This is a genomic window from Streptomyces sp. NBC_00354, from assembly GCF_036106915.1.
Lineage (GTDB): Bacteria > Actinomycetota > Actinomycetes > Streptomycetales > Streptomycetaceae > Streptomyces.
Map to the genome: position 1 here is coordinate 6,862,261 of NZ_CP107983.1, position 7,740 is coordinate 6,870,000.

Genomic DNA, 7,740 nt, shown 5'->3' on the forward strand with positions numbered 1-7,740 from the left:
CGGCTCCGACGGCAGCAAGGTCGGCCGCCGCCGCACAGGGCAGGATCCCCCGGCGGCCTAGAGGGGACCTGCATCCGCGCTGGAATGCGCCCCGGAAGCGGCCCCGGAACCTGATGCGGCAGCCGAGCCGGATGCCGAGCCGGATGCCGAGCCGGGACCCGCCCCGGAAGCCGTCCCGGATCCCGCCCCGGTCGCCCCCTCGCGGTCGAGTCCCCGTACCTCCACCCCCTCCACGGGCTCCCCGGCCTCGTTCTCCACCACCACCGCGTCCGCCAGCCACCGCACCGTGTACCGCTCGACCTCGCCCGGCCCGAAGCCCGGCCCCGGGTCCCGGATCACCACCCCGCCACCCGTGCGCCCCCGCGCCGGAGCCCAGACCTCCAGGGCCGCCCCGCCCTCACCGGGCCGGCGGACCGGCAGTACCGCCCCCGCCCGGGCCAGCACCGGGATCCGGCCCGGCGGGGCGTCCAGCAGGATCTGCCCGGGGCCCTCGTACGCCGCACCGGTCGCGGTGTCGTACCACCGCCCCCGGGGCAGCCGGACCGCCCGCCGGTCCGCCCCGCACTCCAGCACCGGCGCCACCAGCAGCGCGTCGCCGAGCAGGAAGGCGTCCTCGCAGTCCCGCAGCGCCCGGTCCTCCGGCGCCCCCCACCACAGCGGCCGTACGTACGGGGCCCCCGTCCGCCGCGCCAGCTGGGCCAGCGTCAGGAAGTACGGCCTCAGCCGCTCCCGCTCCGCCAGTACGGCCCGCGCCTGCTCCTCCACCTCCGCCCCGAACTCCCACGGCTCGCGCCGCCCGGCCCAGATCGCCGAGTGGGTCCGGAACAGCGGCAGGTACGACCCCAGCTGGAGCCACCGCAGATACAGCTCCGGCGAGGGCGAGCCCCCGAAACCGCCGACGTCCGGGCCCGAGTACGGCACCCCGCACAGGCCGAGCCCCAGCACCAGCGCGAGCGAGGCCCGCAGCCCCTCCCAGCCGGTCTCCACGTCCCCGGACCAGGTGCCCCCGTACCTCTGCATCCCCGCCCACCCCGACCGGGAGAACAGGAACGGCCGCTCGTCGGGCCGCAGCCGCACCAGCCCCTCCCAGCCCGCCCGCGCCATCCCGAGCGCGTACACGTTGTGCGCGGCCCGGTGGTCCCCGCCCGCGCCGTCCATCGCGTGCCGCGCCGAACGGGGCAGCGTCATGTCCCCGAACGGCGCGAAGGACACCGGTTCGTTCATGTCGTGCCACACCCCGGAGAAGCCCTGCGCCAGCCGCTCCGCGTACAGCCCGCCCCACCACGAGCGCACCGCCGGATCCGTGAAGTCCGGGTACGCGCACTCACCGGGCCAGACCTCGCCCCGCACCTCCCGCCCCTGCGCATCCCGTACGAAGGCCCCGCCCGCCCCCACCGCGCGGCCCGACGCGTGGACGGCGTCGCCCGCCTTCACCGCCGGGTCGACGATCGAGACGAGCCGTACGCCCTGCTCCGCCAGCTCCCGCGCCAGCCCCGGCAGATCGGGGAACCGTTCCTTGTCGACCGTGAACACACGGTGCTCGTCGTAGTGGTCGATGTCCAGGTGCACGGCCGACAGCGGGAGCCCGCGCGCGGTGTAGCCCGACACCACCCGCCGCACCTCCTGCGCGCTCCCGAACCCCCACCGCGCGTGCTGGTACCCGAGCGCCCATTCGGGCGGTACGGCGGCCCCGCCCGTCAGCCCCGACCAGCCCTGCAGCACCCGCGCCGGCGTCCCCACCAGCACCCAGCACCTGAGCGGCCCGCCCTCCATGCGCAGCTCGCTCGACCCCGGCCGGTCCGCCCCCGAGCCGGCACCCTCCTCGCCCTCGCGCAGCGCCACCCGGCCGTCCCAGGAGTTGTCGTGGAACACCAGGTGGGTCCCCGCGTCCGCGACCACCATCTGCACCGGCATCGTGATGTACAGCGGATCGTCTCCCGGCCCGAAGCCGCCCTTGGGGTCCGTGTTCCACAGCCGGTACACCCCGTCCCGCAGCCGCGGCCCGCCGGCCCGTCCGCCCAGCCCGAAGAACCGGGCGTCCGCCGGCACCTCGGCCCGCTGCAGCCACCGCGACTCGACCGGCTCCCCGGCGACCGGCTCCGCCGGCTCCCACCAGCGCGGCGGCAGCTCCCGGCGCAGCACCGTCCCGCCCGGCGTGCGCACCTCGACCGCCCCGTGTCGTGACACCGCCACCGTCACCCGCTCCGACACCACCCGCCAGCCGCCACCGGTGTCCGGTTCCAGCACGGCCCGCGGATCGGGCTCTGGGCCGCCGCCGACCAGCGCGTACGAGGGCGTCGGCCCGGCCCCGTCCCAGCCCCAGAACACCGCGCCGCCCGCCGTGACCCGTACGAGCAGCTCCGACCGGGCGAACCTCAGCACCCCGCCGCCCGGCCGCGGCTGCGTACCGGTCAGCAGACCCGGCACGCGGGCCCGCTCCGCGCCCCGGCGCGGGAGCCCCACCGCGTCCGCGCGCCGGTGGCGCCAGGCCGAGCGCCACGCGCGCCGTCCGCGCTCCGTACCGATCTCTTTCACCGCACGCACCAGATCGCGACCGTTCATGCTGCTCACCCTGCCACCGGCCGCCGGGCGAGCGGGCTGCGTTCAACTTCCGTTCACTCGTCCATGACCCCTCTGGTGCGGATCTAGATCGCATGGCATGGTCCCTGTGAGCCGCCGCGCGCACACCCACCGCGCGATGGCACCGTACGCACACCACGCGCGAGCCGCAGACTTGACCGGGAGCCGACCCATGACCTCAGCCACCCCGCCGGAACCCCTCTGGTCCCCGGGCCCGGACCGCATCGCCGCGGCCCGCATCACCGCGTTCCAGGCCTGGGCCGCGGAGCGGTTCGGCGCCCCCGCGGACGGCGGCTACCCCGCGCTGCACAGCTGGTCCGTCGATGAGCTCGACACCTTCTGGCAGGCCGTCGCCGAGTGGTTCGAGGTCAGGTTCACCACCCCGTACGAATCCGTCCTCGCGGACCGCTCCATGCCGGGCGCGCGCTGGTTCACCGGTGCCGAGCTCAACTACGCCGAGCACGCCCTGCGCGCCGCCGAGGACCCGGCGCGCGCGGACGACGCCGCCCTGCTGTACGTCGACGAGACCCACGAAGCCACCCCCGTGACCTGGGCCGAGCTCCGCCGCCAGGTCGGCGCACTCGCCGCAGAGCTGCGCGCCCTCGGCGTACGCCCCGGCGACCGGGTGAGCGGCTACCTCCCCAACATCCCCGAGGCCGTCACCGCGCTCCTGGCCACCGCCGCCGTCGGCGCCGTGTGGACCTCCTGCGCCCCCGACTTCGGCGCCCGCAGCGTCCTCGACCGCTTCCAGCAGGTCGAGCCCGTGGTCCTGTTCACCGTCGACGGCTACCGCTACGGCGGCAAGGAGCACGACCGCCGCGACACCGTCGCCGAACTGCGCGCCGAGCTCCCCTCGCTGCGCGCGGTCGTCCACATCCCGCTGCTCGGTACGGCGGCCCCCGAGGGCGCCCTCGCCTGGTCGGACCTGACCTCCGCCGCCGTCGAGCCGGTCTTCGAGGCCGTCCCCTTCGACCACCCGCTCTGGGTGCTGTACTCCTCCGGTACGACGGGCCTGCCCAAGGCGATCGTGCAGTCCCAGGGCGGCATCCTCCTGGAGCACCTGAAGCAGCTCGGCCTGCACTGCGACCTCGGCCCCGAGGACCGGTTCTTCTGGTACACCTCCACCGGCTGGATGATGTGGAACTTCCTCGTCTCCGGCCTGCTGACCGGTACGACGGTCGTCCTGTACGACGGCAGCCCGGGCTACCCCGACACCGGGGCCCAGTGGCGGATCGCGGAGCGGACCAAGGCCACCCTGTACGGGACCTCCGCCGCGTACGTCATGGCCTGCCGCAAGGCGGACGTGCACCCCGCGCGCGACTTCGACCTCTCCGCCGTGAAGTGCGTGGCGACCACGGGTTCGCCGCTGCCGCCCGACGGCTTCCGCTGGCTCCACGACGAGGTGGCGGAAGACCTCTGGATCGCCTCCGTCAGCGGCGGCACCGACGTCTGCAGCTGCTTCGCCGGCGCCGTCCCCACCCTCCCCGTCCACATCGGCGAGCTCCAGGCCGCCTGCCTCGGCACCGACCTGCAGTCCTGGGACCCGTCCGGCAAGCCGCTGACCGGGGAGGTCGGCGAGCTGGTCGTCACCAACCCCATGCCCTCCATGCCGATCCACTTCTGGAACGACCCGGACGGCGGCCGCTACCGCGACAGCTACTTCGAGATGTTCCCGGGCATCTGGCGCCACGGGGACTGGATCACGATCACCGACCACGGCTCGGTGATCATCCACGGCCGCTCCGACTCCACCCTCAACCGGCAGGGCGTCCGGATGGGCTCCGCCGACATCTACGAGGCCGTCGAACGGCTCCCTGAGATCAAGGAGTCCCTCGTGATCGGCCTGGAGGAGCCGGACGGGGGCTACTGGATGCCGCTGTTCGTCCATCTCGCACCCGGCGCCACTCTCGACGACGACCTCCGCGGCCGCATCAAGGCGACGATCCGCGCGGAGCTCTCCCCGCGCCACGTCCCCGACGAGATCATCGAGGTCCCGGGCATCCCGCACACCCTCACGGGCAAGCGCATCGAGGTCCCGGTCAAGCGCCTCCTCCAGGGCACGCCCATGGCGAAGGCGGTCAACCCCGGCTCGGTCGACCAGATCGACCTCCTGCCCTTCTACGAGGAGCTGGGCCGCACCCGCACCCGCAGCTGAGGTCACTGTCAGTGGCTCTAGTTACTGTGAGTGAGCAATTGAATGCGCCACTCAGGGGGAAGCCATGCCACGGACGCGCCACCACAACGGCCGCACCACCAGCGACCCGACCAGCGACCCGACCGGTCCCACCACCGGTCGTACGGCCGGCCGCACCGCCCGGCGCCGCATGCTGCGCCGCGAAGTCCCCAGCACCGTCGGCCTCCTGGCCGACGCAGGGGACTTCGCGGCCATGCGCGGCTACCGCAGCTTCACCTTCGACCACCACGACGACTACAGCGACTACCTCCGCCACGTCGAGAGCCTGCTCCGGTCCCTCGCGGCCCAAGGCATCCACACCACCGTCGCCCTCTTCGACCCCGACGAGTACGCCGAGTTCTGCACGCAACACGGCATCGACCCGGACACCGCCGCAGCCCGCACCCGCTTCACCGCGGAACTGGCCGGCGCCGGCGCCTTACTGCCCTACACCGGCCAGCCCATCGACGAACTCGTCCCACTCCTCGTAGACGAGGCCGTCCGGCAGGCCACCTGGGAGTACGCCACCTCCCTGCTCGCCGGCGTCGGAAACTGCGCCGACTGCGGCGAGGACATCGGCCAGGCCTCCTTCACCCGGGCCGCAGAGACGCTCACCCGCCTCGTCGACGGCGCCGGACCCGGCCAGCACCACCTCGTGTGCAGCGTCCCGACCCAGGACGAACAGCTCCTCGCCGTCCTGCACGCCGAAGTCACCGAGAACCCGGACGGCCCTGCGCGCATCGAGGGCCGGGAAGGCCTCGACTTCGTGACGGTCCTCGCCGCCGGCCTCGCCCTCGGCGGCCCCGGGGGACTGGTGCTGCGCAGCACCACCGAGGGCTTCCGCGACCGGGTCCACGGCTGGCGCCTCGACCGCGGGCGCCTGGTCCCGCTCTCCGCGGCGGCAGTGTTCAACGCCTACTGCACCGACGCCGACACCGGGGACCCCGTGGCCCCCGAGTCCGGCGTCGAATACTGCCCGGGCTACGAGGTGGACGGCCCCACCCCGCACCACTAGGCCGATCCGCAGACGACCGAGGGGCCCCCGCCACCGGCGAAGGCCCCTCGATCGACAACACCCTGCCCGGCTACTCGCCGGACAGCACCGCCTGAGCGGCCACGCGGGCCTCCTCGGCGCTGTCCGCCGCACGCGCCGCGGCAGCGGCACGCTCGCACTGGGCCATCGTGTACTTGGCGAGCGTCGCCCGCACGTAGGGAATCGAAGCGGCACCCATCGACAGAGAGGTGACACCCAGACCGGTCAGCACACAGGCCAGCAGCGGATCGGAAGCAGCCTCACCACAGACGCCGCAGCTCTTGCCCTCCGCCCTGGCGGCCTCGGCCGACATGGCGATCAGGTCGAGCAGCGCCGGCTGCCACGGGTCCTGCAGCCGCGACACCGCACCGACCTGACGGTCGGCGGCGAACGCGTACTGGGCCAGGTCGTTGGTGCCCAGCGACAGGAACTCGACCTCCTGAAGGATCGAGCGCGCCCGCAGCGCGGCGGAGGGGATCTCCACCATCGCGCCGAACTTCGCCTTCAGCCCGGCCTCGCGGCACGCGTCCGCGAACGCCTTCGCGTCGGTCCGGTCCGCCACCATCGGGGCCATGACCTCGAGGTAGACCGGCAGCCCCTCGGCCGCCTTGGCCAGCGCGGTGAGCTGCGTGCGCAGCACGTCCGGGTGGTCCAGCAGCGACCGCAGACCGCGCACGCCCAGCGCCGGGTTCGGCTCGTCGGCCGGCGTCAGGAACTCCAGCGGCTTGTCGGCACCGGCGTCCAGGACGCGTACGACGACACGACCCTCGGGGAAGGCCTCGAGCACCTTGCGGTACGACTCGATCTGCTTCTCCTCGGACGGCGCCCTCTTGCTGTCGTCCAGGAACAGGAACTCGGTACGGAACAGGCCCACACCCTCGGCCCCGGCCTCCACGGCCGCCGGCACGTCCGCCGGACCGCCGACGTTGGCCAGCAGCGGCACCTTGTGACCGTCGGAGGTCGCACCCGGACCGGACGAGGCCGCGAGAGCGGCCTTGCGCTCGGCGGCCGCGGCCTCCAGTTCGGCCCGCTTCTCGGCGGTCGGCTCGACGAACAGGTCACCGGTGCTGCCGTCGACGGCGATGACCGTGCCCTCGGCGATCTCACCGGCACCCGGCAGCGCCACGATCGCCGGCACGCCCAGCGCCCGCGCGAGGATCGCGCTGTGGCTGGTCGGGCCGCCTTCCTCGGTCACGAAGCCGAGGACGAGCGCCGGGTCGAGCAGTGCGGTGTCGGCGGGAGCCAGGTCCCGCGCGATCAGCACGTACGGCTCGTCACTGTCCGGCACACCCGGCATCGGCACGCCGAGCAGCCGCGCCACGATCCGGTTCCGCACGTCGTCCAGGTCGGCCACCCGGCCTGCCATGTACTCCCCGGCCCCCGCGAGCAGGTCGCGGTACGAGGCGAACGCGTCGTACACCCCGCGCTCCGCCGTGCTGCCGACAGCGATGCGCCGGTCCACGTCCGCCATCAGCTCGGGGTCCGTGGCGATCATCGCCTGGGCCTCGAGCACGTGCTGAGCCTCGCCACCGGCCAGCTGGCCGCGCGCGATCAGGTCGGCGGATACAGCCTCCACGGCTTTGCGGGCGCGCCCCTGTTCGCGCTCCGCCTCGTCCGCGGTGATCTGCTTGGCCGGCGGCTCGAGAACCGCCGTGCCCATGTGCCGCACCTCGCCGATCGCCACCCCGTGGCTCACGCCGACGCCTCGCAGCGTTGTCTCCATTTCACCCGTCTCCGATTGAGCGGCGGGCCCAGCCGCCGCGGTGGATGTCCGACCCGCCCGTATGGGGCGGACGCTCACTGCCAGCTGAAGAGAACGTCCCCGGCCTTGACGTCGCCGTCCTCGTTCACGCCGCCGAGGGAGTCGGCGGTGGCCTCGAGCGCCACGACCGGGCAGATCGGGGACTTGCCGGCTTCCTCGACGGCCCGCGGGTTCCAGCGGATGACGGCCTGA

The 7,740-nt window shown here is 73.9% G+C and carries 5 protein-coding genes (1 of these 5 only partly in view); 2 read left to right on the forward strand and 3 right to left on the reverse strand.

The features are described 5' to 3' along the window. Window positions 1-57: 57 nt before the first annotated feature. The gene (locus OHT74_RS31530; RefSeq protein ID WP_328622030.1) at window positions 58-2,562 is read right to left on the reverse strand and encodes a glycoside hydrolase family 31 protein; all 2,505 of its coding nucleotides are present in this window, start codon (window positions 2,560-2,562) and stop codon (window positions 58-60) included. 190 nt (window positions 2,563-2,752) lie between these two features. Here OHT74_RS31530 and OHT74_RS31535 point away from each other — a divergent pair, with 190 nt between their 5' ends. Beyond that, window positions 2,753-4,735, forward strand: coding sequence for an acetoacetate--CoA ligase (locus OHT74_RS31535; protein ID WP_328622031.1), 1,983 nt, complete (start codon window positions 2,753-2,755; stop codon window positions 4,733-4,735). Window positions 4,736-4,799: 64 nt separating this feature from the next. Beyond that, complete coding sequence (locus OHT74_RS31540) at window positions 4,800-5,768, forward strand: hypothetical protein (protein WP_443047600.1); 969 nt, start codon at window positions 4,800-4,802, stop codon at window positions 5,766-5,768. A gap of 70 nt (window positions 5,769-5,838) precedes the next feature. Here the strand turns inward: OHT74_RS31540 and ptsP are convergent, their stop codons facing one another. Both ptsP and OHT74_RS31550 read right to left on the reverse strand, forming a co-directional pair. Further along, window positions 5,839-7,509, reverse strand: a complete 1,671-nt coding sequence (gene ptsP, locus OHT74_RS31545) for a phosphoenolpyruvate--protein phosphotransferase (RefSeq protein WP_266669103.1) — start codon at window positions 7,507-7,509, stop codon at window positions 5,839-5,841. Window positions 7,510-7,583: 74 nt separating this feature from the next. Beyond that, window positions 7,584-7,740 carry the end of a PTS sugar transporter subunit IIA gene (locus OHT74_RS31550; RefSeq protein ID WP_328622032.1) on the reverse strand. Its footprint extends 293 nt past the window's final position, so only the last 157 of its 450 coding nucleotides appear in the window; its start codon lies beyond the right edge, outside the window; it ends in the stop codon at window positions 7,584-7,586.